Here is a 25,785-nt window from a genome sequence, read left to right as displayed (position 1 = left end):
ACGGATGCCACTGAACGAACTAAAACTTCAAGATTTTTGCGCAACAATATAGCGGCTTTGGAGCATTGAGGCTTGATCAGACTTATAGAGGATATCGAAGCCCGCGGACGCAATCTTCCTCTCAAGCACTGATCCAGGCACAAAATGCACAAATGGGGCTTTACCAATAGCCTGCATGATTGGGATCGCGACCCGACTGATCATCGCATACTTGAAACCACCGCTCTCAGGGGCGCAAACAGTTTTGGATATGAAAAACCCACCGGGTTTTGTAAGTGCGAAAATGTGCTCGAGCGCTTGGTCCAAATCGGGCAGGAGATGAAGCAAATTGTGCGCCAGGACCGCATCGTAGGACCCTTCGTCAAGACCGTGCTCAAGAACTTCGGCCACCTTGAATGTGACATTCTCCAATACTTCTTTCTCACGCTTCTCTTCGGCAATCTCGATCATGCCCGGAGCGAGATCCGTGGCGGTGATATGGGCAACATGCGGTGCAAGCAGCAGCGCGGTTGAACCCGTCCCGCACCCGATTTCCAGTATGTTGTCCTCCGCTTTCAGGTACGACTTCGTAAGCTCGAGTGTTTTCAGATACCCTTCCATGTTGCGGATTGGGTCAGCCGCGTACTTTTGCGAGATTTTGCTCCAGAACGCGGCATCTTTGGACAAAGCAGCCATTTCATTGCTCTCTTACAAGGTTGTTACCGCATCCCTTACTTCCAAACAATCATTTATGGAATTGCCACAATCTGCAGAACTGTTATGCATAAATGCATGAACTGGAACGCCATCAATTTCGACTGGAACCAAGCACGGTCCTTTCTTGCGACAGCCGAAGAAGGCTCATTTTCCGCAGCGGCGCGCGTTCTTGAGCAAACTCAACCCACTGTCGGCCGTCAAGTTGCTGCAATGGAAACGGCACTTGGCATCACCCTGTTTGAAAGAGTCGGCAAGTCGCTTAATTTGACGACTGCTGGCGCCGAGCTTTTGTTGCATGTCAGAGAAATGGCGGATGTGGCAAACAGGATTTCTCTTACTGCGACAAGCCAGTCGCAAGCTGTTGAAGGGCAAGTCAGGATTACTGCATCCGATGTGATGTCTGCCTACCAGCTGCCGCCGATACTGAAAAAGATCCGACTTGCGGCACCGCGACTAGAGATAGACATCGTTGCTGCAAATGACATACGAGACATACAGCGACGTGAGGCTGATATCGCGATCCGACATGTACGCCCAACTCAGCCGGATCTGACAGCAAAGCTTGTCGCCGACGCCAGCGCCCATTTTTACGCGGCACCTTCGTATCTTGATCAGGTCGGACGGCCTAAAAATGAAAATGAACTTGCGAAATTGGACTTTGTCGGGTTCGGGGACATCGACACGATGATCGGCTTTCTCGATCCGGCGGGCATTCAGGTCACCCGAAAAAGCTTCAGGATTGGCTCACAAAGCGGGATAGTATCCTGGGAATTGGTGCGCCAAGGGTTTGGCATAAGTGTAATGTCGGATGATGTGGCTGCCTTAACGCCAGGTGTGGAGCGCGTGCTTCCCGACCGCGAGCCGTTTAAGTTCCCGATTTGGCTGGCGACGCACTCCGAATTGCATACCGCACGAAGGATCAGGTTGGTGTTTGATCAACTGGCGGACCAACTTAGCGCAGGGACCATCAGGTAATCTGGGAGTTCGCTTTATGTCACAGGCTATTCCAACGCTTCACTTGCTATGCGGCAAAGTAGCTTCCGGGAAATCAACTCTGGCAGTAGAACTCGCCGAAAGAGACGCGGCTGTGCTTATTTCAGAAGATGAATGGCTTAGCACCCTGTTTGGCGACCAGATGAAGTCCCTTCAGGACTATGTGAATTGCGCTTTAAAACTGCGACCGGTCATGGGGAGTCACGTGGCTTCTTTGCTGAAGGCTGGCGTTTCCGTCGTTCTCGATTTTCCAGCGAACACAATTGAAAATAGGGCTTGGATGCGCGACCTGCTGGAAGGCGCAGCTGCGCAGCACCACCTTCACTTTTTGGATGTGTCAGATGAGGTTTGTCTGCTCCGGCTGCACGAGCGCAACAAAGAAGGCGCTCATGCCTTTGCAGCAACGGAAGATCAATATCGCCGAATTGCGCGGCATTTCGTGCCACCATCACCCGAAGAAGGTTTCAACATCATAACTCACCGTCAGTAGCGCCAGAAATTCAAAGTGTCGCGGCGGCTCCAAACATTGTTCCGCCTCCTGCTCTGGATCGACGGATGGCGAATGCTCACGGACAACTTTCACGGGGTCTTAAGCCCGCATTTCGCACGATAATAGGAGGCGCATGCCAGTGGGTCCTTCATGGGTCAAGGCGGTGGCAAGACCGGCAATGTCGCTTACGCCGACTATCGGTTAACGTACGTCACTGGCGGGCCTGGGCAACGCACCGTCCAGAACAGGCTCCTGCGATCCCCTTCAGAATAGTTTTGCGCCGTCAATGCTGCACGGACAATGGTACGAAGCACCGAGCAAGTTACACATAAGTTATCAAAACACTTCTGGCTTGATTTCACCTCAGACAATCACTGAGCAACTTCTCGGGAGTAGGTGCATGGTGCTTGTCCAAACCCCCTGAAATAAGTCTGCAAAATGTGGTAGGAAAAACTGTCATAAGATCGTTATGCAAAAGCGGCAACAATTCTCGTTGCAAGCCAATTCGAAAGGTCACCCATGTCATTTTCCAGCCGCTCGTCAATTTCGCGTCGCCAATTTCTTGCAACAACTGCCGGAGCAGCGGCTATAACCCTACATCCTTTTTCAGTTTTGGCTGCCACCAACCAAGCGCATTTGCGCATTATGGAAACAACGGACATCCATGTTCATGTGTTCCCCTATGACTACTATGCTGACAAACCCCGTGACACCGTGGGCTTGTCCCGTACGGCCTCAATCATCAACGAAATTCGTTCTGAGGCGACGAACTCGATCTTGGTCGACAATGGTGACTTTCTTCAAGGGAACCCAATGGGCGACTACATCGCCTATGAGCGTGGCATGAAAGAAGGAGACGCCCACCCGATTATCACCGCGTTCAACACGATTGGCTATGATGCCGCCACTTTGGGGAATCACGAATTCAACTACGGACTGGATTTTCTGGAAAAATCACTCGCGGGCGCGGAGTTCCCGGTCGTTTTGGCTAACGTTTCAAAGGCACAAGGCGCAACTCCACGTGACGACAAAACGCTGATCAAACCTTACGCAATCATCGACCGTGAAATCGAAACGGGCGACGGGACCAAGCACTCAATCAAAATCGGCGTAATTGGCTTTACACCGCCGCAGATCATGAACTGGGATCGAAAGCACCTGGAAGGCAATGTTCAAGCCCGCGATATCGTCGAAACCGCGCGGGCATACGTGCCAGAGATGAAAGAACAAGGGTGTGACCTAGTCATCGCCCTTTCACATTCTGGTATCGGCGACGCCAATCATATCGACGGTATGGAAAACGCATCCGTCGTTTTGGCGGGTGTTGACGGGATCGACGCGTTGGTCACGGGCCACAATCACCTTGTTTTCCCCTCGCCGACATTTTCGGACCGACCCGGTATCGATGTCGAAAAGGGCACCCTGATGGGCAAACCTGCTGTAATGGGCGGCTTCTGGGGCTCACATCTTGGTTTGCTAGATCTGTTGCTGGAAAGGGACGGAAATGAGTGGCGCGTTATTACAACGACGTCAGAGGCCCGCGCGATTTCTCAACGCAATGAAGACCGTTCAATCACCGCTTTGGTCGGAGACGATCGGAAGGTTCTCGACTCGGTTGCGAAGGATCACGACGAAACGCTCGCCTATGTCCGTCGCGCAGTTGGAAAGACATCTGCTCCATTGCATAGTTATTTCGCGCTTGTTGCTGACGATCCGTCTGTACAGATCGTTTCAATCGCACAGAAATGGTATGTCGAAGAAATGCTGAAAGGTACCGAGCACGCTGGTTTACCGATCCTATCAGCGGCAGCGCCGTTCAAGGCGGGTGGTCGCGGAGGCCCCGACTACTACACCGACGTCCCGGTCGGGGACGTTGCTATTAAAAACGTGGCTGATCTGTATCTCTATCCAAATACGGTGCGCGCGGTGCGCGTGAACGGTGTTCAGCTGCGTGGTTGGCTGGAGCGTTCGGCCGGAATGTTCAACAAGATCGAGCCAGGCTCAGAGGACGCGGTTCTACTGAACCCAGAGTTTCCATCTTATAATTTCGATGTGATGGATGGTGTGACATACCAGATCGACCTTTCACAACCGTCGCGCTTTGGACCAAAGGGCGAAGGGGTGAATCCCGATGCGGCCCGAATTGTGAATTTGTCCTTCCAAGGTAAACCGGTCACTGATGACATGGAATTCATCATCGCCACCAACAATTATCGTGCATCGGGCGGAGGTTCATTCCCTGGCGCACTGGGTGATACAATTGTATTCGAGGCCCCGGACACCAATCGCGACGTCATTGTGCGCTATATTGTTGAACAGGGAACGATCAACCCAAAAGCGGACGCCAATTGGTCTTTTGCACCTCTTGAGAACACAACCGTGCTTTTCGAGACCGGCCCAAAGGCCCGAGACTACATTGACGACGTCAAAGGCGTTTCAATCGAAGACGCCGGAGATGGCACAGACGGTTTCGCAGCTTTCCGTATCAAGCTCTAGTACAATCTCATTTGCTTACTTTCAAAAATCTGGGGGTCAACTAAAGCAGCTGTCATCGCGCTTATGCTGACCGCCCGCCTGCGATGCTTAAATGCTATAAGTAGTTACAAAAATACTGATTTTGGATCGTTGCGAACCATTGAGCAGGCGCAGCATGAGCCCCTGCCCTGCTTTCCCACCACCTATCAACGGCCCAAACTAGACTCTCAACGGCCTGATTAGAAACTGCGGTCGCAATTTGCTTTCCCGACATTCGATGCAGAAGCTAAATGTGTAGTGGGTTAAACCTACGCGCAGCGGACTAAAACCACCGTTAACACTTGCTGGCAAATCGGCCGCTTCAATCGAAACAAAAAACTCCACGGATTCAAGTGATCGTTCGCGGTAATTGCAAAAGGATTGAGCAAAAAGGATGACGCGAAACTAAGCTCGCAAAACTCCCCTGTCGGAAACGTCAGAACGGCTGCTGCGTAGTCTATCTAACGCGCGCTGTGGGGCCTTTTGAATTTACCGTTCACACTCGCGTTGTCGCGATCTGGTGTTGATCTCATGGTACTCAGAAACCTTCCGGCCTCGTGCATTCACCTCTACTTGCTCAAAATTTCTATAGTGTATTCTCGACGGGCCCCGGCAGGCGGAATTGGAAAAGGTGCAGCCGCGCGCACCTGTGACAAGGCGATCTGGTCCAAACGCTTTGAACCTGAACTGCGGGCAATGTTGGCCGATACCAAAGCTCCGCTGTCAGCGATGCGAAACGTCACTAGAACCACGCCGCGGATTTTCGCGCTTTTGCGTCGCACACGAAGGATCTTGCGTTTGACCTTGCCCGCGTAGTTGCTTGCATAGGCATTGCCCTGGGCCGAAGTTGTACGGGCTGTCTTTTCTGCGGCGGCTTCTCCCTTGGTGGTTTCGCCGGTTGTACTGCCCTTTTTTCTAGCGCGTTCACCATTGCCTGCTTTCGCAGCTGGCTGGGCGACTTTCTTTTCCTCAAGCTCTGGGGTTTGCATAGGAGGCGTTGCAGGTTTGCGTTTGGGCTCAGTCTCAGGCTGTCTGGCTTGGGTCGCTGCGAGTTGGCTTGGCTTCTTAGAAACCGTCGCCTTCAATGCTCCTTTCGCCGAAGGCGCGACCTGTTTTGCGCTAGGTTTTGCAGTCTGCGCTGCCAGCACCTTGGGGTTTGCTCCTTTTACTGGTTGATCAGGCTCTACAGTCGTATTCCGGGCCGCGGTGGGCGCGGATGCAATGGTTCCAGCAGTGAAATCCTTAAAGGACGTCCCAAGTGCCGCAGTGTCGACCGAGCCTCCACCTTCGATTTGCGTCAACGTTTGTGCGCCAAAGTCATGCAAAGCAAGACCGTGGGTGGCGGCGGCCAATACAATCGCAGATGCGGCTATGGCGCGGGATTTGGGGATCATTGCAGAGCCCTTTGTGTCACCACAAAGACCTTGTTTGCGCCCAAGGCACGAAGGGCATCACTAACCGCTTTCAGCCGCACCGCTGGAAGCGCGCGATCGGGAACCAAGCGTACTACTTCCAGCGGTAGGTCAATTGAAGCGCGTTCAACATAAGCTTCAACGTCCGTCAGCTCGGCCCCGCGATACTCGAGCACACCATCGGCACGGATGACGAGCGCATCTGGCGGCTCGCGCCCTTCAAGGTTCTGCGTTTCGACCAGTTGCACCGAGTTGCCAAGCGGTGGGGCAAGCGTACCCGCAATCATGAAGAAAACCAGCATCAGGAAGACGACGTTGATCAGAGCAATTGTGGGTTCTCGGGTTCGCCTCGCCTTTGGTTTCAGTTGCATCATCCGATCACCTGCGTCCGTAGGTGAGCCACGCCTTTCAAAGCCGTCAGCAGGTCAATCAGTTGTTGCGAAGTTGCGTTCTGGCCGAGACTGATCAGTGCCATTTGCTCCGAGGTCCCGTCGAAAAGCGCGGCAACGCTATCCAGGGTTATTACGGTCCCGTCGACCAGAAGACGACCCTGTTCAAGCTTCACAAAGCGGATCGGGATGTCTTGGTCTAAACCGCCTGCCGAAGCCGTTGAAAACTCCATCTCGCCGAATTTCGAGAAGGTTGAAGTAAGCATGAAAAACAGCAGCAGCAAAAAGATAACGTCGATCAACGAGGTCATCGACAGGCGCTTGCGCCGCTTGGTGCGGGTCTCAAGTGCCATGGGCAAGAGCTGCCTTTGGCATCTCGGTCGCTTTGCATTCTGTGGCGTGACCAGGCGCGAAAGCGGTGCGTAGGGCACGGTTGGTAAAGATGCGTTCACGCGTCATGCGTGACTCGAACCAAGTCAGTACAAGCGAGGTTGGCATGGCGACGGCTAATCCTGCAGCCGTTGTCAGCAAGGCAACCCAAATGCCACCTGCAAGCAGTGCAGGGTCTACCGAATTACCCGCTCCTTGCAGGGTCTGGAAGGCTTCGATCATGCCAAGAACGGTACCGAACAAACCCAAAAGTGGCGCAAGCTGAGACACCATGTCCAGCACGTTGAGGCCCCGTTCGAGCCCCGCAAATCGCGCTTCGGCCTCGGCATCGGCACGCTCGGACAGAGTGCTGCTATCATCACTGAACGACATGGCGATCACTGGGGCCAGATAGCTGCGGCTTTTTTCCAGATGCGCCATCGCAGCAACCCGGTCCCGGCGGTCCCAGGCTTCAATCGCCAAAGACAGCTCGATATGGCGACCGACCCCGGCGGCCCCATATTGCCACAGCTTGTAGATGACTAGCGATAGGGTTGCGACCGAGGTTGCGATCAGGATCGCAACAACCGGCCCGCCAAGCGCAACGACGTCTATTAATTTCTGAATGATCGCATCCATTGGCCTATCCAATTATTTCCGTTTCAAGGCGGCTTTTGAGTGTCAGGTTCGACATGCAGGCATTCTCCATGCCTCCTTGATGCGCACATTCCTGAGCGTCGTTGATCAGGATACGAGTGATGTGGTTGCAGGCCATTCCATCGAACTGAAATTGGCGGACCCTAGGACGCCCTGCGGGCAGATCCTCGAAATCCAGAAGCGTGAGCAGAGCAACGCTACCTTCGGCGCCGAATAAGACCATTTCGTAGACGGCGCTTTCGATATCAGCGTTATAGGTATTCTCGACCAAAAAGCTGAGCAGGCAGCTTTGGTCGCGTTCTTCCGCAGAGCTCAGCTCTATCGAAACGCCACCGGTTTCTCCGGCTGAGGCAAGCCCCGCCCCCAGAATTGGGAGCAGGGCCAGCAGGACCAACCGAGCATTACTTTTCAACGCTATTCGCATTATTGGTCCTTACTTTTCTTGATCAGAAGGTTTTGGCCACGGTCAGCTTGAAGTTCCGGCCCGGCGCATTGCGCGTGGACAGGTTTGGCAGGTAGTTTTTGTCGAAGATATTCTCGATACCTGCCCTAATTTCGAACCCTGCGAGCGCGCCTTCTTGCGGGAAGTAGGACGCGCGCAATGTGTTGACGCCATATCCGGCAACCGGGTCGTCTGAGGAATCAAAGCCAGACCTGGCTCCGAAAAGCTCCCAGCTGACATCAATCGTTTCGCCAAACCGTTTGCCGAATGTGATCCGCGCCGAATCCGATGGTTCGTTGCGCCAGCGGGACTCCTGCCCGTTTTCATTGATTTCCGTTCCGCTTACGACATTGGCGTTAAAATCGACATAGAACCCGCCAGCGTTCGCATATGATGCTTCGATTTCCAAACCGCTCGTTTCAACCTTGTCCAATAGGACTGAGGCTCCGGTAATCGGATTCGATTGATTGTAGGATGTGACATCCCGCAAGTTGGTGTGGTAGAAATTCACCTTGGCGCGCACGACGTCGCCCTCGGCAAAGACATCTCCGCGATTGAACGAAAACCCTGCTTCCCAGGTGCGCGATTTCTCGGGTTGGGTCATGAATACCGGGGTGCCAAGGTCGTCGATGATGGGCAGGCTTTCAGTGTATGCACCGCCGCCAAAGATGCCGAAACCGTTTGCGAATTCGTACCGCGCCGACAGACCCCCCATCAGAGCATCGTTATCGTAGCTCTCATTGAAAGCTGCTGTATCGCCATCCCCCTCGATGTCCTGCGTTTCGTAACGCAGCGCTGGTGTGATGGTCAGTTGATCGCCGATCTGAATGTCATCGACAGCGAACAAGGCAATCCGACGATCGGTCCCACCAGGAGCTGACAGGGCATCCAGACGCTCTCGATTGATGAACTCGATCCCGGCTCGAAGATCATGCGAAGCGATTCCAGTTTGGAAATACGAGGTATTTTTGATCGTCAGTTTGGTGGTTTCATAGTTATGTGACGCGTCCGCCAGAGCCCGAATGCTTGGGAAAAACGGAGTTCCCTCTAAGCTGGAAGAGCCAGGAACATAGCTGCTGTCGATGGACTGCTCGGAATAACTGAGGTTCACATCCAAATCGATCAGATCGTTGTCTGCTGGCCGGTATTGATATCGCAGGATGCCAATCCGGGTTTCGATGTCACGATCCACATTTCCAAAAGCGTCTGCAGATGTACCGAATGAGTCATATGGAACGTCCCGTTCTTCCGAGGTCGATTGGTTCCATGATGCGGTGATGGAATGCTCCAGATTTTCGCCGAAGCTGTATTTACCCTTCGCCAACAGGGAAGGCAGGGTAAAGGCGCTGTTGCCGATTGTATCGCCATTCCCGTCTTTCTGATCGTCCTGATCGCGATAGGTGTAGTTGAACAGGAACTCGGTCTGCTCGTTCGGCTGCCACGCCAGAATCGACGACGAGGCAAAGCCGTTGCCGTTTGAATACCCTTCCAACGTCTGTCGGAACCGGAAGCCGGGCTCACCGCCGGTGAAATCCGAGGCGTCTTTGGTTTCCAATTGAACCACGCCTCCCACGACGCCCGAACCGAATTCGAAGGACCCGACAGTGCCCCGAATCACAGACACGCTTTTGTAAAGTTGTGGATCGGTGAAGAGTTGGTTGCCGATCCGATACAGTTCTTCCGAACCGGTAGTTGCCCCGTCGATCAAAATGAGAACTTTCTGGTCGGTGCCGAAGGTGCTGTTGGCACCGAAGCCGCGAATGTTGATACCTGACCCCTGCGGTGTCGAGCCGTTCACCAGGGTCACACCAGGCACTGTGTCGATCAGCTCTGCAACCGTGTTGGCCTGACGGTCGTTGATCTCTTCCTGATCGATATTGGTAATCGGTACTGCGGTGTCGGTCTGGATTTCCCGTTTGCTTTCGCCCAGCTCAAGTGTGCCCAGGAACCCATCATCCTGTTCCTGCGCCCAAGAGGCTGCTGCGATCAAACTGAGGCAAGAAGCGGTGCCAAGTTGGCCCGCCTTTCGAATTGAAGCACGCATTTCTGTCCCTTCGAGTGGTTTGAGGACCGGAGATGCTTGCAGTTCGCTGGCTAAGGTCAGTCTTTTTTGGTGTTTTTTGGAATCGCCTTTCAGCGATGACTTGTGCTCGTTAATAAAGCTTACTAAAACAGTCAACATATTTCCGTGACTGAGTTTGCAGTCACTGCCAGCGGGCCAATGACGCGATCATGGGCCAGGCCAGCGCTTCACAAAACCACTCGAAGATGGGAAATCCACTATGGAACAGGTGCTTACGGCCCCTCAGGATATTCGTGCCGCCTATGCAGAGAAGGCTGGCAAACGTGATCGCGATCTGGCGGAATCACTTGGTTTGTCCGAAGGGCAGCTGGTGGTGGCTTTCGCTGGGCAAGGCGCAACAAGGCTGAAATCAGACATAGACGCGCTTTTTGGTCAGTTGAGCGGGTTGGGAGAGGTCATGGCGCTGACACGCAACCCGTCCTGCGTGATTGAGAAAGTCGGGCGATACGACAGCTACCATCCTGGCGCTCATGCTGCGATGGTCCTGACACAAGAGATTGACCTGCGCATGTTCCCCAGTCATTGGGTTCACGCCTTCGCGGTCGAGCGTGAAACGGATTCCGGAACACGCCGCTCGATTCAAGTATTTGATGCGGCCGGAGATGCGGTTCACAAGATTTTTCTGCGGGACGGCTCGGATCTGGATCACTGGGCACATCTGGTCCAGACGCTGGCCGCGGACGATCAATCGCAGACGATGACTGTCGAGCAGCGCAAGCCAGCTGAGGCACCTAAGGCCAATCCGGACAAGGCTGAAATCCTGCGAACCGAGTGGGCCAAGATGACGGACACGCATCAGTTCATGCGCTTGACGTCGAAGCTCAAGATGAACCGGTTGGGGGCATATCGTATTGCCGGTGCGCCTCTGGTTCGGGCGCTTGACCCAGACACAATTCCGCAAGTGTTCGAACAGGTGCGCGACCAAAGGCTTGAGGTCATGGTCTTTGTCGGCAATCGCGGTTGCATTGAAATCCATGGTGGGCCAGTCGAAACGCTGAAACAGATGGGGTCTTGGTTCAACGTGCTGGACCCGGGTTTCAACCTGCATCTGCGCACCGATCATATTGCCGAGGTCTGGGCCGTCACCAAACCCACCCAGCGCGGACCCGCTGTTTCGGTTGAAGTGTTTGATGCGGAAGGTGGTTTGATTTTCCAGATATTCGGTCGTCACGCAGGCGAGACCGATCACCGCCCCGCCTGGGATGCACTGGTCGCCGGGTTATCCGACAAAGCCGAAGAAGAGGTGGTGTAGTGCGACAGCTTCTATCTCTCTACACGGCAGCTTTTCTCTCTGCCACAGCGCTGCAAGCGGAAGAACAACGCGTGATCGCGATCGGCAGTTCAATCACCGAGATCGTCTATGCTCTCGGGCAGCAGGACCGGCTTGTGGGCCGTGATCGGACCTCAACTTTCCCGGCCGATGCGATGGATTTGCCGGATGTTGGCTATCGGCGCGCTCTATCACCCGAGGGCGTGCTGTCCGTCGCGCCTGACCTGATCCTGGGATTGGAAGGCTCCGGCCCACCAGATGCCATTTCGGTACTGCAAGAAGCTGGTGTGGAATTTGTCACCATCGACGATGAATTTTCCCGCGATGGGATAGTAGAAAAAATCCGCGCAGTGGGCACTGTTTTGGGCGTTGAGGCCGAAGCCGAAGAGTTGGCTGCAAGCGCCGCGCAACAACTGGATCAGGCGCAAGAGAGTGCCTCAGTCGCCGCGGGTGCGGACCCATTGAGCGTTTTGTTCATCCTTTCGGCACAGGATGGGGAAATTACCGTCGGCGGGGCCGACACCCAGGCCGACAGCATTATCAGAATGGCGGGCGGTGAAAACGCTGCCGCAGGCGTCGATGGCTTCAAGACCATGACACCAGAAGCGTTGGCTGTCACAGCGCCCGACGTGATCCTGATGATGGAGCGGCGCGGCAATCACGCAACTTCGGACGAGGACCTTTTTGCAATACCCGCGATCCAACTGACCCCGGCAGGGCAGAATAAAGCCCTGATCCGTATGCCGGGTGCGTATCTTCTGGGCTTTGGCCCGCGTACAGCGGATGCGATTTCAGACCTATCGGCGGCGTTGCAAAACGCGAGCGGATCATGACGCTGGCGTTAGACCACGGCGCTCCGATGCGCGCCGACGCGCGAAGGATCAGGGCCAAGCGCGTGACGCTGTCTCTAATTGTCGTCCTGACCGTAACAAGTGTGTTCAGCGTCTCGGTCGGAGCGTCTGACGCCTCGCTAGCGATTGCAGTATTGGATTTACTTCAGGGGCGCGAGTTGTCGGACCTGAACCGGATCATTCTGTGGGACATCCGCCTGCCCCGTCTGGCGATGGGAATACTTGTTGGTGCGGCGCTGGCAGTCTCGGGCGTGGTGATGCAAGGGCTGTTCCGCAATCCGCTGGCCGATCCTGGCATTGTCGGCGTGAGCGCGGGTGCTGGGTTGGGCGCGATAGCAGCCATCGTCTTTGGTGGCCTCCTGCCTGGCACGGTCCTCGCCTGGGTAGGCGACGGGCTGGTTGCCGTTGCGGCCTTTCTGGGGGGATGGGCCTCGGTTCTGATCCTTTATCGGGTGTCCACGCGCCAAGGGCAGACATCGGTCGCCACAATGCTGCTTGCAGGCATTGCACTGGCGGCTTTGGCCGGAGCTGTATCCGGAGTGATGATCTACATGGCTGACGATCAGCAACTCAGAGACCTCACCTTCTGGGGCATGGGCTCACTGGCTGGTGCGACGTGGACCAAGGTTGCAACGGCTGCCCCGATTATTCTGGCTGCAATTATCTGCACACAGTTTCTTGCCCGTGCTTTGAACGGTTTGGCGATGGGTGAGGCTATTGCCCATCACATGGGTATTCCAGTCCAGCGAAGCAAAAACCTCGCGATCCTGACGGTTGCTGGGGCAACTGGTGCCGCCGTTGCCGTGTCGGGTGGCATAGGTTTTATCGGAATCGTGGTGCCGCATCTGCTGCGTCTCAGCGCTGGACCAGACCACCATCGCTTGCTGATGAATTCAGCTCTGCTGGGGGCCACGCTGCTGTTGTGCGCAGATATGATCAGTCGCGTGATCGTTGCTCCGGCGGAGCTACCAATTGGGATCGTGACCGCGATCCTTGGCGCGCCGGTGTTTTTCTGGATCCTGCTTCGACGCCATGGCTCAATGGGAATGTAAGTATGAAAGCTGAGAACATACGCGTCCAAATCGGAAGCAAAGAGATCCTGAAAGGCGTGGATTTTGAAGCAGAGTCCGGGCAAGTCACGGCCATCATCGGCCCGAATGGATCCGGTAAATCGACTTTGCTGAAAGCACTCTCAGGAGAAATCCAAAGCTCCGGCAGGATCTCATTAAACGGCCACGAGATCACGGCACTAAAGCCTTGGGAATTGGCTGCCATACGAGGCGTTCTTCCGCAGTCAACAACCGTGGCCTTCCCCTTCACTGTACACGAAGTCGTCAGGCTCGGGCTAGCAAATGGCTTGGCCGCCGACGACGATACATTGCCGTCTCGCGCTTTGATGCAAGTTGACCTCGGCGGCTTCGAAACACGGTCCTACCAGAACCTATCTGGCGGTGAGCGGCAACGCGTTCAGATGGCGCGTGTTCTGACGCAGGTCTGGGACACCAAAGATCTGGATCAGCCCCGCTGGCTGTTGCTGGATGAACCCGTTGCAAGCCTGGACATCGCACATCAGTTCATCGTTCTATGCATCGCGCGGGACTTCGCTACCCAAGGCGGAGGTGTTGTAGTGGTTATGCACGATCTGAACCTGACAGCTTTGTTCGCCGACAAGGTATGTATTCTGAGCGAAGGGAAAGTCTGGGCGTCTGGCACAGTGTCAGCCGTTCTCAACAATGACACGATGCAGCAGGTCTACGGTATCGACTTGCCGATCAACACGATACCTGCGGGCGGGATGCCATTTGTTTTGCCGCAGTCGATGATCTGAATAGGATAGTACGTCCGTTTTTTCAAGCGTGAAAGATACCGCGAGCCGGATACCAATGGGTTCGCTGCATACACCGTTTCAAACGATACATCCACGGCCCATAGGAAACATCCAGCGGCTACCACTGCACCCCAACCAGAGGCCGGATCGCCTGAGCTTTGTTCTCAGAACTTGATGCCCGCTCGAGGATCTCAAGCAAGCTTTTACTGGGCGGCATCCCCTTCAGCGCCCGGAGATCAACCAGTTGCAACCGCGGATCAAGCGCTGCCTTGGCCTTCAGTGTGAACTCTTTCCGAGCGAAATCCCAGTGTTCCGACAAGAAGACATCAATCGCGCCAGTGTGTACATCGACCGACCTCATGACATCGTCATGGTAGGGTTGAACCTGCACGGCGGTGTCTGGTGCCAAAAGCGGTAAGACAGCGCCCAGCGCACCTTTGACGACTCTGGCTAACAGGTTCTTTTCATGCGCCAATCCGACAAGCACCTTGTGACGCAGGACATAAGCGTCGGCTTTGGTCATTAGCCTGTGACTGTCCTAAAATGCGATAGCCTAACCTTCGACGCCGTCTAGTGCCCGTGCATCCGTCCGGAGCCGGTGCATGTCATAGACACTGTCGAACTGCTCGATGATCGGAACGCTATGCCGTGTGGCAATCGCCATCAACTCCATTGGCGGCATGTTAGCCCTGGTCCGCACATGCCGGATCCCCGACAAGGTCAGCAGCAGACCGTTATAGGCCAGATCCGATCAGAGACACAGGCTTACGCGCGGGCGTTACAACAATCGTCTGGAAGTATGTATTTTCACCAAGGTCGCGACCGATCCAGCGAATGCGATGATTAAAGCGATTAAACACATAGTCACCGAATAGCCCTACAGCGAAGATAGTTTCCCTGTCGCGGCAGAGAACAAACTGCGTCCTCTGGATTGGTCACATCATATCTTTCGCAAATAGGCCCAAGAGACATATCCTTTGAGCTGACGCACGCGATCCAGCGACACACGACACCAACGGGTGCTGCCGGTTTGTTCACAACTGTGAACCCGCACGGCAGTTCCATTTGGAAGACCAACAATTACTATGTATCCCGTTCCCGGCCCAGCCCTCATCTTCAACATGTCACCCTCTTCGACACCATAAACCTCGTATCGCCCAAGAGAGGCCGCCGTAGCAGAGTCAGTTGTCACAAGTATCCCGAGAACAAATGCCACAAGGGTGATGAAGATTGTACTGCGCATTGATTTTTCCTGCCTGTTTCCTCAGACACTATCTTAGCGAGCCGGATCGACAAGCGGAACAACTCTAGCAAGCTGAACAACATTCAGAGTCTGTAAAGGCTAGTTGACAGATCGTGTTGCCAAAAGGTTTGGTCGGTTTGCCGGTGCTCCTCTGGCCACCAGTCTTCGGCTTCACTCTTCCAGAACCTATTTGGGTTGTATTCGTCCGTTCTGTCCGTCCTCAGCGATTTTGGGACAAATGGCTCCTTGATCTAAGAGGGGATTTGGTTCATCTGGTGGGATTTATTTTGCACTGGACTTCTGGTGAAGCAGACGCCTGATCTCGATTGCCTTCTGTTTGATCCTTTCTCTTTAATTGTAATGGTTTTCCCAGGAGCCAAGTAAACATTCTATGGCATAAGGTTTTGTAGGCCTTTGGCCATACCAAAGCGCGGACGTCAGTATTGTTAAACAAGATCTAGATACCCGTCCGATTTGCGATTTCTGAAGGTACTCGCGCCTCGGTCGAGAGGTGAATGTAAGACAAACGGATGATCGGCTCTGACTAACTTTGGCCGAGCCATTTTCACAAGCGCTTCGCCATCATTCGCCGCATGAGCAAATCTGAGGGCAGCTCGGTTTCAGATTGCGCAAACAAAGTTGCCTTCGGCTGGACCCCTGCCATTGAAAAAGTCGGCTGCACACCTCAGCTATCCAAAAAGTCGGATACAAGGTGTTGAAAAAGTTCGGATTTCTCCGCATGGAGAGCGTGGGCGCAGGCCGGCACGACAGCAAGCGATGTATTTGGGATCGCCTCCCAGAGCATATTGGTTTGGCTCCATGGATATGTCCGATCTTTGTCGCCCCAAAGGACGAGGGTCTCTTGCTGGATTTGGGGGAGGTTCTGTTCTCCTGACCAAACTTGCATCGCGTCTAAGCCCGCCTCCAGAGCCGGCAGCGCGGTTTGAGCGGCAATCGCGGCGCAGTGCTCGTATCCGGGTGCAGCTTCGCGATCCAGAAACCAAGTTGCTGCGATCCGGCGTGTGGTGGCCGCTGCGCCGTCTTCCGCAGCGCGCTTTTTACTCTGTTCAATGGTCTCGAACCGCCCTGGTAAAACACCGATGGCACCAGTTGCGTAAAGCACCAGGCGTTTAATCCTTTCAGGATCGCGCAAGGTAATTTCCTGAGCGATCATGCCGCCCATGGAGTGACCCAGCAGAAAATACTCCTCCACCCCAAGGCTGCGGAGGTGCCGGACGACCCAATCCGCATATCCGCCAATACTGTCGATTGGCGGCAGATGGGCATTTGCTCCGAACCCCGGCAGGTCAACGGCAATCACATCAGCGTGCTGCTGCAGGGTATCTCTACACCCATCCCATTGTGCGCTGCCCCCCATGAAACCATGAACCAGGACAAAGGGGGTCACTTTCGCTGACCTTGAACGATCCGATCAAGGATCATCGCGCAGAAGAGAATGGCAAAGCCTGCGAGGATACCCTGGCCTACATTGGCGTATTGCAGCGCCTCGAGGACGTCTTCGCCCAGCCCTTTCGCACCAATAAGCGAGGCCACCACGACCATGGCCAGTGACAGCATGATTGTTTGGTTGATACCCGCGCGAATGGAGGGGCTGGCAAGCGGAAGATCGACCTTGGTGAGAAGGTACCACTTGTTGGCGCCAAAGCTAATCGCGGCTTCACGTACGCTTTCGGGCACACCACGCAGGCCCAAAACGGTAAGGCGTACCACGGGTGTCCCACCGAAGATCATAGTGACAATGACTGCCGCTGGTTTACCAACCCCGAAGAAGGCAATCACAGGCACCATGAAGACAAAAGCAGGCATGGTCTGCATGAAATCCATGATCGGTTGGATGACCGCGTAGAAGCGCGGTCGACGCGCAGAGAACATACCCAAAGGAATGCCAATCACGATGGAAAGCAGCGCCGCAGTGCCGAGAAGCGCCAAAGTGGTCATAGCTTTTTCCCAGAAGCCGAGAAGGCCCATATAGGCCAAAAAAGCACCAGACCAGATAGCCATGCGCAAGCCAGCCGTGAGCCAGGTCAACAGAACGATCAGCGCGGCAACCACGATCCAAGGGGTCTGAACCAACGCAACCTCCATGGCATCCAGCAACCAGCGAATAGCCGCGGTGAGCCCGTCAAAGAACGCCACACTGTTGGCGACGCACCAGGCGATAAATGCCTCTACGCTGTCAATACTGGCTAGGCGAATTGAGTTATCTGTCGGGAATTCACTAAGAAACGAAAAACGACCCGGGAAACTGTAGTGGATCATTGCGGTCGCGACCAACAGGATCATGAAACCCGCGCTGAAGACTATCTGGCTGACCGGCATGCCAGAGCGAATTGTGCGATCTGAGAGCCAGTCAGAAAACCGGGCCTCCAGCGCCCAGTTGGCGGCCACAGCCTGTATGAGCTTGGCTACAAGCAAGACTACAACACCGGTGAGGGCAATCGACGGGCCTTGCGCGGCGAGCAACTCTGCCTCGGCGCGGAAGCCTTCTATGTTGGCCTCCAGCCCTTCGATCTGACGCTGGATCGCTGCGGCTCGATCCGAGCCGCTCTCTTGCGCGGCCGCAAGCTGCTGGTAGCGCAAATCGAGCGTACCTTCGATCGAGGTCACACGGGCCAACGCGTCTGCGCCCAGATCTCCGAACAGGCCCCGCGCGATCTGCACAAAGCCGATCGCCTCGACAACAAGAAAGGCCAATGCCCATGACCAAAGCCCGCGTGCGCCGAACCAGATTGGACCAAAGAGCCCGGCCATCACATTGAAGGTTGCCGTAAAGCGTGCGGACGCCCCGATCTTGTCGAAATTGCGGATGTAGTAATCGTGGCTTGTGCGCACAAAAGTGCGGATATTCTCGCGGCGTTCCTCGGCGTAGGCCTGCGCGGCTTCGCTTTCTGTGTCTTCAAGGGGGTTCACACCGAGATCTTCGCTCATGACATTTCCGTCCCTTCAATCACGGTGCGCAACAGATCTGCGCGAGTGATGACACCTCTGTCCTCACCACCTTCGGACACCAAAACCGGCCGTTCGTCGTCAATGGCTCGTGTAATTAATGCGGAGAGCGTCTCATTGTGGTCCACCCGGTCGATGTCAGCCGGCAGTGGGCCGTGCGTGGCGAGGTAGCTGTCCAAGGGCTGCATCGCCGCATGAGCATGCACCACCTTCAGGCGCGAGATCCCGGCCACGAAATCAGCGACGTAGTCATCAGCGGGATGCATCACAATGTCCTCAGCCGAGCCGATCTGCACCATCTTGCCGTCACGCATGATCGCAATCCTGTCTCCGATGCGGACAGCCTCATCAAGGTCATGGGTGATGAAGATCGTTGTTTTCTTGAGGATTTTGGACAACCGGATGAACTCATCCTGCAACTGCCGTCGGATCAGGGGATCAAGTGCGGAAAATGGCTCATCCATCAACAGAACATCAGGATTGGCCGCGAGCGCACGGGCAAGCCCCACACGTTGCTGCATGCCCCCAGAGAGTTCGTGAGCGAATTTCGACCCCCACGCCCCCAATTCGACAATGTCGAGAATGGCGGCTGCCTGTCGCATACGCTCGTTCTTGGCGACCTGACGGATTTCCAGCGGCATTGCTACATTATCAAGGACCGAGCGGTGAGGCATCAGCGCAAAATTCTGGAACACCATCCCGATTTTCCGGTTGCGGAAAGCCTGAAGCTCCTTTGTGCCGAGCGCCATGACGTCCGTGCCCTCGATTTCGATTTTGCCGGCCGTTGGTTCGAGCAGGCGATTGAAATGGCGCACGAGTGTGGATTTGCCGCTCCCTGACAGCCCCATGATGCAGAAGATCTCACCGCGGTTTACGTTGAGGCTGACATCGGCCACGCCCACCACCGCATTGAATTCGGCAAGGACTTCAGCCTTGGTCAGTCCACGCGCACGAATGGCTTCCAGAGCAGCTTCGGGCTTAGCGCCAAAGATTTTCCAGATATTGGAAATTTCGATTACAGTCTCGTCGCTCATCCGCCCACCCGTACGTGCCTTCAAATGGGGCGGCACCGCTAGGTGCTGCCCGTTGTTTTTAGGTCTGGCTCAGAGACCCAGCATCGCATCTACGCGCTCGGAATTGGCGTTAACCCACTCGGCCGCAACTTCCTCAGCATCGCGCCCATTGGCACTGATCTCAAAGGCCAGCGAGCTCACGTCATCGGCGGTAAGGGAGAAGTTCGCGAAGAACTCTGCAATCGCCGGCGAGCGATCCCCAAGCGAGTTGGACCAGGCGATCTGAACTTCCTTCAGAGCGTCCTTGCTGGCTACCATCGACTTGTTGTACCAGTCAGGGTCGTCGGAGGGCTGCACCATCACGTATTTTTCAGGGTCATAAGTCGGTTCGGTCAGCATCACCACGTCAAACATGTACCAGACGGCATGCGGCTCATAGCAGTAGAAGGCATATCCTTCTTTTTTGGCGATACTGTCCTTGATGCGCGCGGTCTTAACAGCTTCCTCGGCGCGGATCGGATCGATGAAGTCCAACAGGCCATAGTCGCGCACCTTCACCTCGTTCACATTGGCCGAGGCCCAGCCGGGTGCACCGATCCACATCTCACCCTTACCGTTGCCATCGCTGTCCATCGCGGCCGCCACATCGGGGCGTCCAAGATCCGCGATGTCGGTGATATTCATCTCTGCGGCAAAGTCTTTGGAGACGCAGAAACCCTGATTGCCCTGATAGGGGTTCGATGACAACGTTACGGTGCCAGCACCATCAACATATTGCTTGGTAAACGCTTCCTGATTTGGCAGCCATACATCGGGGTGCACATCGATATCGCCCTTACCCTGATCCATCGCTTGAAAGATTGTGGCGTTGTTACCGGGCACGTACTCCACCGTGCCGCCAATGCGGGTGGTCACGATCTCACCCAAGACATGGGCAATAGCCTGTGCGCCTGTCCAAGTAGGAACACCGATCTTAACCTCTTCAGCGGCAAGTGGTGCGCCGAGAGCTGAAACCAAAGCCGCGCTGATCAAGTATTTTTTTAGTTTCATTTGATATCTCCTTGTTGGTTTGTTGTTTATTTTCAGGCCACGTAGCCAGGAAGTTCGAAAGTTTCGGGATAGCCAAACAGGGCCGCGCTTCCGCCGGTATGCAGAAAGACGACATTGTCCATGCCGTCGAAATAGCCTTTGCGGGTTTGGTCGATGAGCCCATCCAAACCTTTACCTGAATAGACCGGGTCGAACAAAAGTCCTTCGGTGCGGGCCAACAGCTTAAGCGCGTCAACCATCCCTTTGGTAGGAAGACCATATCCTGCACCGACGTAGTCGCAATTTGCACGTACATTTTCGCGCGCAATGGGCGTACCCGTCTCCATATATTCGACAGTGCGCATAGCCAGATCATGGACCATGCCTTCCTGTTTGTCTTGTGGGGCACGCACGCCGATGCCCAAAAGGTGAATGTCACTTTCTAGGGCCGCAAGACCGGCGACCAATCCGGCTTGTGTGCCGGAGCTGCCGGTCGCATGGACCAGCGCGTCGATTTTTAAGCCGGCATGGGCCGCCTGTTCGCATAACTCGCGCGCGCAGTTCACGTAGCCCAATGCCCCGATCGGGTTGGATCCACCGCCCGGAATGATGTAGGGGTTTTTGCCTTCTGCCTTCATCCGCGCGGCGCAGGCTTCCATCTCGGCATTCATGTCCGCACCACCGGGACGCTTGGAGACGCTGGCGCCATGCAAACGATCCAACAGGACGTTTCCATTCAGAATATAGCTCGGGTCATTGGAACCCGTGCGATCCTCAAGAAGTATATGGCACGCAAGGCCAAGTTTTGCGGCCGCCGCTGCTGATTGACGCGCGTGATTGGATTGCGTCGCCCCTTGCGTGATGATTGTATCTGCGCCTTTCTGGACTGCGTCAGCCATCAGAAATTCCAGCTTACGGGTCTTGTTCCCACCCGATGAGAGGCCGGTGCAATCATCCCGTTTTACCCATAAACGCGGGCCACCCAAAACCTCGCTCAGGCGATCCATCGGTTCCAAAGGCGTAGGGAGATGACCAAGCGATACCCGGGGAAATTTCGCCAGCGTCAGCGATAGCTCCTTGCACAAGCTCAAAACCATCTCCGGCGCGACCATCGCGTCACCGCCGGTCATCTGAATTGTCTCAGCCACCACACTCTCCCTGCTTTTGCCTACAGCCAAACAGTTTCAAAAGAAAAAGAATAAAAACAGTGCATATTTCGCAGGCTGCCCATACATTTTCTTTGGGTGCTATGGAGGTGCGGATGAATATGCTGTGGTTTGACGATGTTCTGGCCCTTCTGGAGGAGCGGAACATGACACGGGCTGCGGCGCGCAGAAACATCACACAACCCGCGTTCTCAAGGCGTATTCGCAGTTTTGAGGAGTGGCTGGGGATTGAAGTTCTCGATCGCAAATCGAACCGGGTCGAGATCAGTCCCGCATTGGCCTCGAATGAAGCCGAAATCCGCTCTTTGATCGCAAGATTAAATGATCTGCGCACAAAAATTGCGCAACATGGCCCCACCGTTTCAATTGTGACGATCGCCGCAACACATGCATCGGTCGTCTCCACCTTCCCCGATATGGCATTGCGTGCACGTGCAACGTTCAAGGGGCTCCGGTTTCGTCTTAGAACGGCCAATCTGAACGATTGTGTCACTCTGTTCCTGCGCGGCGACACCAACATGCTGCTATGCTACGAGGCGCAAACCGTCGCCCCAATGCCGTTCGGAGCAGGCATTTGTCGCGGCACTTGGGGTCACGACTACCTCATTCCGGTCATCGGTGGCGGATTGCGGTACGCAGTGCGCGGAAACGGTGACGTGCCTTTGGATACGCCGGCGATCGTCTATCCCGAAAACAGCTACTTTGGTGAGGCATTGAACAAGAGCAAACTTCCGTTCGGAACCGCCGATTTCAGTAAAAACCCCGTTTGCCAGACGGCTTTTTCAAGTGGAGCAAAGGAAATGATCCTGAACGGTCTCGGTGTTGGTTGGCTGCCGTTCAGCATGGTGCACAAGGAAATTGAAAGCGGCGAGCTGATCTCCCTACGCAACCAATTGGGTCAGGAGAAGCTCGACGTGGTGGTCTATGCCCACCACCAGACCGAGATAGCGAAAACATTGCTTGATTTCTGGACAAACAAGCCGCCTTTGAAGTCTTGAGGCGATAAATCGCAAGCTCTGGCCAGAGACCAAGACAATCCGGTGGAACCGAATTTTGAGTGACGGAACCCTTCAAAATGAAGGCGTTGCCCTGTGCGTCTTGGCAGCAAGGGGGCCTGACCCTACCCCCACAAAGCGCGGAGAAGACCGTTTCCTCAATTGTGCGGCGGATTGCGACTCGCTTGCATTTCCTGAACGCGATCGGGCCAAGTTGACCTGATATAAGCCAGAATATCCCAAATCTCATTTTCGGTGAGTTCATCACTAAATCCCGGCATGCCGCTTGCAAAGCTAGTGACCCCACGTACGGCTAACGCTGCTTCGCCACCAAGTCGTGTGTACTCAAAGAGAAGCTGATTATCATGGTGCCAAGTGTGCCCTGTCTCATCATGCGGTGGTGCAGGCAGAACACCATTGTCATCAGGTGTCTGCCAATTTGGTTGTCCTTCCAGGTTGACGCCATGACAGGACGCGCAGTGTTCGCCGTAAAGAACACGCCCATTGGTCAAATCTCGGTCTTCCATTTCGTGGCTGGCAATTGCCTCGCTCGCAACGCCACATAGAGCCAGTACCAACACGCGTTTCATACGACTTCCACCCATGTTTTCATGCCAGCCGCCTGATGCCCTAGCATGTGACAGTGCAACAGCCATTTACCGGGATTGTCGAACACGCAAACGATTTCGCGGGTCTCACCGGGATTGACTAGCGCCGTATCCCGGAAAGCGCCTAAGCTGCTGTCCGCCCCGACTTCAAAGAAATGATGCCCGTGCAGATGGATGCCATGCGGGAAACGGGTGTCGTTTACCAGACGGATGCGCGCCGTTTGGCCACGTTCAAACTTGTGGAGCGGCGTATCCGATAGGCCAGATTGCCCGTTAAACGCCCAAATGTCAGTTTGCGTGCTTACGGGACGGCTCATCGCCCCGCCTTGCATGGTGAGCGACAGGTCCACAGCATTGTCCAGATCCGGCTGCTTCCGCTCGTTTAGTGGCAGTGTGGGAATAGCGGACAGTTGCCGCGTGCTGTTTACCTCTTCAACCGGAATTTCACCCAACAGGTAAGGATCGTCGCGCGTTGGGAAAACAAAGGCGATGTGATCAGCTGATGTTACGTCAGCAATGATATCTAAGCGTTGAGCCGGTGAGAGAATAAGGTTTGAAACCTCTTGCGGGTCCGGCAGTGGCATACCGTCGAACGCAACGATTTTGCCGTCGATGCCTTCAAGTTCAATCGGGAATATCCGGTCTGTTGCGACATTGATTAACCGCAAGCGCACGCGATCACCGCGCCGGACCGGCGTATTTGGTTCTACAAGCGCGCGGGCGTAGTTCCCCAACCGCCCTTGATGCGCCTGATCGTGCCTGTTCTCGAAGCCGTCGACAAGCGATCCGTCTTCGGTGATACGCCAGTCGTCAATCATAACAATCAGATCGTGATCCACATCGGGTGGGGTTAGCTCCTCAACGATCAGCGGCCCGTAGAGACCTCTGGCGACCTGTTCCCAGGATCGGTTGTGGGAGTGATACCAGAACGTGCCAGCATCGGGTGCTCGAAAGCTGTATTCGAACTCAGCACCCTTCTCGACAACGTGTTGGGTCATCCCCGGCACGCCATCCATCGCATTGTCGATGCGCAGCCCGTGCCAATGGACCGCAGAGCCTTCACCAATCTGGTTCAGGAACCGAATATCAAATGTATCGCCCTGACGGGCGCGAAGCACCGGACCGGGCGTACTGCCATTAAAGCCAAGCATCGGAGTTGCCGGATCATCTTTGGGCAGAATTTGCGCATTGACCGGTTGTGCGACCAGTTCAAAGGGCGCTGATGCAATAGCGATGCGCGGTGCCAGTGCCGCCGCGCATGTTGTGAACAGGAAGTCTCGCCTTTTCATAAAATGCCTCAATTCGGTAGGGCCAGAACGCTGGTGAGCGTCGCGGTGGCGACAAGCACCATCAGTATGACCGTAGTTTCGATTTCAATCGAGCGCGCTAGATGACGCGCCGCCTTATCGTCCCCTGCTTGCATGGCTGGAACGAAGCGGAGTTTGTTTGCGGCCGCCAACATCAGGACCACGCCTACAAGTGCAATTTTGATTAGAAGGGTTTGACCGTACCCGGTAGTCGTCAGCGCCCTCACATCGCCCAACAACACCCAAGCCATTATTATTCCAGCCAAAATCATTGCAGGGACAACTATCGAAGCCATCTGTCCAAAACGATGGCCCAACTTGGCTGCGTCGCTCAGATATTCTTGCCGTAGCGACAGTGTGCGCAACGGTCCGAGGATGCCGATCCAAAACGCGACCCCTAAAAGGTGCAAGAGCAAGAGCAAGCGAACACCTATTGGTTCCAGTTCAGGAATATGCCCGATCTGAGCAAAGGACCACAGAGCGAGCAATCCCCCCGCGAGGGCGATCCATTGCCCAACAAAGGGAATTAACACTCCGGCAATGATTAGTATGGCCCCAGTGATCCGAAGAACGAGAACGTCTCCAACCGGGGTTTGCCACAACAGACCGAGCATTTCAGGATCGATCATCCCATCGGCCCCACCCGTCAGTGCAGCGCCGCGCAGAGTGAAGCCTAGGACAGAGGCAACAAGCGCAAGCGCCGCCAACAGCGCAACCTGAAGACGCATCCTATCGCTGAGAGGCGACACAAGGTCGGTGAAAGCAATCTGAGTGATCAAAAGCCCAGTCGAACCGCCAATACCGACATAGAGTATCAGTTTGGACAGTATTGCGCCTATTCCCCAGATATCGGGCATACTCAGTCCACTGTAAATGTGAATTCACCCTGCATGGCATGCCCGTCCACACCCAAGCCCCGCCATTCAATTCGATAGATGCCTTCACCCATACCTTGAAGCGGGAGCGCGAACGCGCGGCTAAAACTTGTCTGGTCTCCCAAGTCGAGCGTGACGGCATGCGCATCCTGATGGATCATGTTAACCTTTGTCAGGCGAATATCATCCGTGAAATTAAAGCTGATCTCAGAGGGCACCTCAGTAACTGTCGCGCCGTCTTCGGGTGTGGTGGTGTCCACTTTCGAATGGGCAAAAGCGTTTGTGGCAAGCGCGGAAATCAATGCAACTATAGTGAGCATTTTCATCGGCAAGTTCCTCAGTTCATTCCATTGACGCACTGTATTCTGCTGACGTAGTCGATGACCATAGCCACGTCACAAAGGGTTGAGCTTTCACCAGATGCGTGTCACCAAGCCGTTGCTCACAGCCCGAATCTGAGACTTCAAGTGAAAACCAATGCTGCGGGCACGTCGAAATTTGCAAGCACTATCCGCACTCAAAAATTTCGAGTACGCTTAAGCTCTCCAATCGGAGAACAGTTGGCTGTGTTTCTGTTCTCAGCTTATT

The 25,785-nt window shown here is 54.9% G+C and carries 27 protein-coding genes; 8 read left to right on the top strand and 19 right to left on the bottom strand.

What is annotated here, in order from left to right:
- Positions 1 to 27: 27 nt before the first annotated feature.
- The gene (locus ACR3FB_RS22420; protein ID WP_480565554.1) at positions 28 to 675 is read right to left on the bottom strand and encodes a class I SAM-dependent methyltransferase; all 648 of its coding nucleotides are present in this window, start codon (positions 673 to 675) and stop codon (positions 28 to 30) included.
- Between the two features lie 96 nt (positions 676 to 771).
- On the opposite strand from ACR3FB_RS22420, the gene ACR3FB_RS22415 reads away from it, so the two are divergent.
- From ACR3FB_RS22415 to ACR3FB_RS22405, 3 genes are all read left to right on the top strand, one after another.
- Entirely contained in the window at positions 772 to 1,671 is a 900-nt protein-coding gene (locus tag ACR3FB_RS22415) for a LysR family transcriptional regulator (protein WP_480565552.1), read from the top strand.
- Positions 1,672 to 1,687: 16 nt separating this feature from the next.
- Positions 1,688 to 2,179: a P-loop nucleotide/nucleoside kinase family protein gene (locus ACR3FB_RS22410; RefSeq protein ID WP_480565550.1), complete on the top strand. Its 492-nt coding sequence runs from the start codon at positions 1,688 to 1,690 to the stop codon at positions 2,177 to 2,179.
- 519 nt (positions 2,180 to 2,698) lie between these two features.
- Positions 2,699 to 4,675: a bifunctional 2',3'-cyclic-nucleotide 2'-phosphodiesterase/3'-nucleotidase gene (locus ACR3FB_RS22405; RefSeq protein WP_480565549.1), complete on the top strand. Its 1,977-nt coding sequence runs from the start codon at positions 2,699 to 2,701 to the stop codon at positions 4,673 to 4,675.
- Positions 4,676 to 5,262: 587 nt separating this feature from the next.
- On the opposite strand, the gene ACR3FB_RS22400 is transcribed toward ACR3FB_RS22405, so the two are convergent.
- The 6 genes from ACR3FB_RS22400 to ACR3FB_RS22375 are packed head-to-tail and all read right to left on the bottom strand — an operon-like array spanning position 5,263 to position 10,006.
- The gene (locus tag ACR3FB_RS22400) at positions 5,263 to 6,087 is read right to left on the bottom strand and encodes an energy transducer TonB (RefSeq protein WP_480565548.1); all 825 of its coding nucleotides are present in this window, start codon (positions 6,085 to 6,087) and stop codon (positions 5,263 to 5,265) included.
- The gene (locus ACR3FB_RS22395; RefSeq protein ID WP_480565547.1) at positions 6,084 to 6,479 is read right to left on the bottom strand and encodes an ExbD/TolR family protein; all 396 of its coding nucleotides are present in this window, start codon (positions 6,477 to 6,479) and stop codon (positions 6,084 to 6,086) included. Before ACR3FB_RS22395 ends, ACR3FB_RS22400 begins: the two co-directional genes overlap by 4 nt.
- Positions 6,476 to 6,847, bottom strand: coding sequence for a biopolymer transporter ExbD (locus ACR3FB_RS22390; protein WP_480565546.1), 372 nt, complete (start codon positions 6,845 to 6,847; stop codon positions 6,476 to 6,478). The genes ACR3FB_RS22395 and ACR3FB_RS22390 overlap by 4 nt, the downstream gene beginning before the upstream one ends.
- Positions 6,837 to 7,502 (bottom strand): MotA/TolQ/ExbB proton channel family protein, encoded by a 666-nt coding sequence (locus ACR3FB_RS22385; protein WP_480565545.1) that lies wholly within the window; start codon positions 7,500 to 7,502, stop codon positions 6,837 to 6,839. Before ACR3FB_RS22385 ends, ACR3FB_RS22390 begins: the two co-directional genes overlap by 11 nt.
- Before the next feature lie 4 nt (positions 7,503 to 7,506).
- The gene (locus ACR3FB_RS22380) at positions 7,507 to 7,932 is read right to left on the bottom strand and encodes a hypothetical protein (RefSeq protein ID WP_480565544.1); all 426 of its coding nucleotides are present in this window, start codon (positions 7,930 to 7,932) and stop codon (positions 7,507 to 7,509) included.
- 34 nt (positions 7,933 to 7,966) lie between these two features.
- Positions 7,967 to 10,006, bottom strand: a complete 2,040-nt coding sequence (locus ACR3FB_RS22375) for a TonB-dependent receptor domain-containing protein (protein ID WP_480566903.1) — start codon at positions 10,004 to 10,006, stop codon at positions 7,967 to 7,969.
- A 238-nt stretch (positions 10,007 to 10,244) separates the two neighbouring features.
- Here ACR3FB_RS22375 and ACR3FB_RS22370 point away from each other — a divergent pair, with 238 nt between their 5' ends.
- From ACR3FB_RS22370 to ACR3FB_RS22355, 4 genes are read left to right on the top strand one after another with little or no spacing between them, the layout of a single operon-like run.
- Positions 10,245 to 11,297, top strand: a complete 1,053-nt coding sequence (locus ACR3FB_RS22370) for a hemin-degrading factor (RefSeq protein ID WP_480565542.1) — start codon at positions 10,245 to 10,247, stop codon at positions 11,295 to 11,297.
- The gene (locus ACR3FB_RS22365) at positions 11,297 to 12,148 is read left to right on the top strand and encodes a heme/hemin ABC transporter substrate-binding protein (RefSeq protein ID WP_480565541.1); all 852 of its coding nucleotides are present in this window, start codon (positions 11,297 to 11,299) and stop codon (positions 12,146 to 12,148) included. The genes ACR3FB_RS22370 and ACR3FB_RS22365 overlap by 1 nt, the downstream gene beginning before the upstream one ends.
- Positions 12,145 to 13,218: a FecCD family ABC transporter permease gene (locus tag ACR3FB_RS22360; protein WP_480565540.1), complete on the top strand. Its 1,074-nt coding sequence runs from the start codon at positions 12,145 to 12,147 to the stop codon at positions 13,216 to 13,218. The genes ACR3FB_RS22365 and ACR3FB_RS22360 overlap by 4 nt, the downstream gene beginning before the upstream one ends.
- A gap of 2 nt (positions 13,219 to 13,220) precedes the next feature.
- Positions 13,221 to 13,994 (top strand): heme ABC transporter ATP-binding protein, encoded by a 774-nt coding sequence (locus ACR3FB_RS22355; protein ID WP_480565539.1) that lies wholly within the window; start codon positions 13,221 to 13,223, stop codon positions 13,992 to 13,994.
- Positions 13,995 to 14,112: 118 nt separating this feature from the next.
- Here the strand turns inward: ACR3FB_RS22355 and ACR3FB_RS22350 are convergent, their stop codons facing one another.
- The 8 genes from ACR3FB_RS22350 to cuyA all read right to left on the bottom strand — a co-directional run bounded on the left by ACR3FB_RS22350 (position 14,113) and on the right by cuyA (position 21,313).
- Positions 14,113 to 14,517 (bottom strand): hypothetical protein, encoded by a 405-nt coding sequence (locus tag ACR3FB_RS22350; protein WP_425085251.1) that lies wholly within the window; start codon positions 14,515 to 14,517, stop codon positions 14,113 to 14,115.
- A 30-nt stretch (positions 14,518 to 14,547) separates the two neighbouring features.
- Positions 14,548 to 14,694 carry a hypothetical protein gene (locus ACR3FB_RS22345; protein WP_480566902.1) on the bottom strand — a complete coding sequence of 49 codons (147 nt, stop codon included), beginning with the start codon at positions 14,692 to 14,694 and terminating at the stop codon, positions 14,548 to 14,550.
- A gap of 240 nt (positions 14,695 to 14,934) precedes the next feature.
- A complete protein-coding gene (locus ACR3FB_RS22340) occupies positions 14,935 to 15,237 on the bottom strand; it encodes an SH3 domain-containing protein (protein WP_170690236.1) in 303 nt (100 codons plus the stop codon).
- A 685-nt stretch (positions 15,238 to 15,922) separates the two neighbouring features.
- The gene (locus ACR3FB_RS22335) at positions 15,923 to 16,645 is read right to left on the bottom strand and encodes an alpha/beta fold hydrolase (protein WP_425085249.1); all 723 of its coding nucleotides are present in this window, start codon (positions 16,643 to 16,645) and stop codon (positions 15,923 to 15,925) included.
- Complete coding sequence (locus ACR3FB_RS22330) at positions 16,642 to 18,186, bottom strand: ABC transporter permease subunit (protein ID WP_480565537.1); 1,545 nt, start codon at positions 18,184 to 18,186, stop codon at positions 16,642 to 16,644. The genes ACR3FB_RS22335 and ACR3FB_RS22330 overlap by 4 nt, the downstream gene beginning before the upstream one ends.
- A complete protein-coding gene (locus tag ACR3FB_RS22325; protein ID WP_170377013.1) occupies positions 18,183 to 19,238 on the bottom strand; it encodes a betaine/proline/choline family ABC transporter ATP-binding protein in 1,056 nt (351 codons plus the stop codon). Before ACR3FB_RS22325 ends, ACR3FB_RS22330 begins: the two co-directional genes overlap by 4 nt.
- Positions 19,239 to 19,307: 69 nt before the next feature.
- The gene (locus ACR3FB_RS22320) at positions 19,308 to 20,267 is read right to left on the bottom strand and encodes an ABC transporter substrate-binding protein (protein ID WP_170377011.1); all 960 of its coding nucleotides are present in this window, start codon (positions 20,265 to 20,267) and stop codon (positions 19,308 to 19,310) included.
- A gap of 32 nt (positions 20,268 to 20,299) precedes the next feature.
- Complete coding sequence (gene cuyA / locus ACR3FB_RS22315) at positions 20,300 to 21,313, bottom strand: D-cysteate sulfo-lyase (RefSeq protein ID WP_480565748.1); 1,014 nt, start codon at positions 21,311 to 21,313, stop codon at positions 20,300 to 20,302.
- A gap of 140 nt (positions 21,314 to 21,453) precedes the next feature.
- Here cuyA and ACR3FB_RS22310 point away from each other — a divergent pair, with 140 nt between their 5' ends.
- Positions 21,454 to 22,410 carry a LysR family transcriptional regulator gene (locus tag ACR3FB_RS22310; RefSeq protein ID WP_480565536.1) on the top strand — a complete coding sequence of 319 codons (957 nt, stop codon included), beginning with the start codon at positions 21,454 to 21,456 and terminating at the stop codon, positions 22,408 to 22,410.
- Positions 22,411 to 22,565: 155 nt separating this feature from the next.
- Here ACR3FB_RS22310 and ACR3FB_RS22305 read toward each other — a convergent pair whose 3' ends face one another.
- The 4 genes from ACR3FB_RS22305 to ACR3FB_RS22290 are packed head-to-tail and all read right to left on the bottom strand — an operon-like array spanning position 22,566 to position 25,523.
- On the bottom strand, positions 22,566 to 22,997 hold the full coding sequence (locus ACR3FB_RS22305) for a c-type cytochrome (RefSeq protein ID WP_425085245.1): 432 nt from the start codon (positions 22,995 to 22,997) through the stop codon (positions 22,566 to 22,568).
- Complete coding sequence (locus ACR3FB_RS22300; RefSeq protein WP_480565535.1) at positions 22,994 to 24,304, bottom strand: multicopper oxidase family protein; 1,311 nt, start codon at positions 24,302 to 24,304, stop codon at positions 22,994 to 22,996. The genes ACR3FB_RS22305 and ACR3FB_RS22300 overlap by 4 nt, the downstream gene beginning before the upstream one ends.
- 8 nt (positions 24,305 to 24,312) lie before the next feature.
- A complete protein-coding gene (locus ACR3FB_RS22295; protein ID WP_480565534.1) occupies positions 24,313 to 25,179 on the bottom strand; it encodes a copper resistance D family protein in 867 nt (288 codons plus the stop codon).
- A 2-nt stretch (positions 25,180 to 25,181) separates the two neighbouring features.
- Positions 25,182 to 25,523, bottom strand: a complete 342-nt coding sequence (locus tag ACR3FB_RS22290; protein ID WP_425085242.1) for a copper resistance CopC family protein — start codon at positions 25,521 to 25,523, stop codon at positions 25,182 to 25,184.
- Positions 25,524 to 25,785: the final 262 nt, after the last annotated feature.

The sequence above is a fragment of the Ruegeria sp. AO1 genome (genome assembly GCF_056535985.1).
This window is presented reverse-complemented; position numbering and strand designations above follow the sequence as displayed.